Raw genomic sequence first — 839 nt, forward strand, 5'->3', positions numbered from 1 at the left:
GAATACTTACGAAGATATCTGATTCAGAGGCATTAGCTGCACGTGAACGATCTGTCAAATCAACATAGGTATCACTGGTACGTGTGGTCACAACTTGATAACCTTCTGCTTCTAATTTAGCTTTCACACGACTTTGGATAGCCAAGGTCAAGCTCTTTTCAGAGTTACTGATTTACCACCTAGGCCAATGAATTTACCGTCATTGTCAACCAAATAGACATGAGAATTATACAGACCACTATCACCCTTATGGTTGCTTGAACGAACGGTTACCTTATAGTCTCCATTAGCTTGCTTAGCTGCCTTGTACCAGATGATATCATCTTGGCCGTTCTTTTCTGACCAGGTTGGAACTAGGACTTCTTTAAAACCTCGTGGCGCAACCAAGTTTGAAATGACTACATCATAGCTACCAGTAGCATTGTTGAGACCAGTGATAGCAAGGTCGGCTTTAGGTTCTGACAAAGTAACATTTGTTTGTGTGCCTCCCACACCGATTTGTGAACCATCGTTTTGGATATAGTAAAGATGAACATTATAAATACCTGTAGAGTATTTATGGTTAGCCACTTGGACAGTAACCTTATAATTGCCATCTGTTTGACGTGTGGCTTCATACCAGCGAATATCATCTTGGCCATCAACCTCAGACCAGATTGGAACCTGAACTGTACGCACACCCTTAGGACTATAGACATCACTGATGACTACATCAAAAGTTCCTGAATCTTTATTATTTGTAATAGAAATAACACCTGTAGGTTTAGATGGATCATTTCGTTCTACAAAAGCTTTTTGAACAAAGCGTTTTTGACCTCTAGCATCAATGTAAAATACTT

The 839-nt window shown here is 39.8% G+C and carries 1 pseudogene; it reads right to left on the reverse strand.

The annotated features are described in order from the left end of the window. A pseudogene (locus tag HMPREF2697_RS09240) lies at positions 1–839 on the reverse strand (GBS Bsp-like repeat-containing protein); the annotation flags it as partial.

The organism is Streptococcus sp. HMSC064D12 (assembly GCF_001837205.1).
GTDB classification, from domain to species: domain Bacteria; phylum Bacillota; class Bacilli; order Lactobacillales; family Streptococcaceae; genus Streptococcus; species Streptococcus salivarius_D.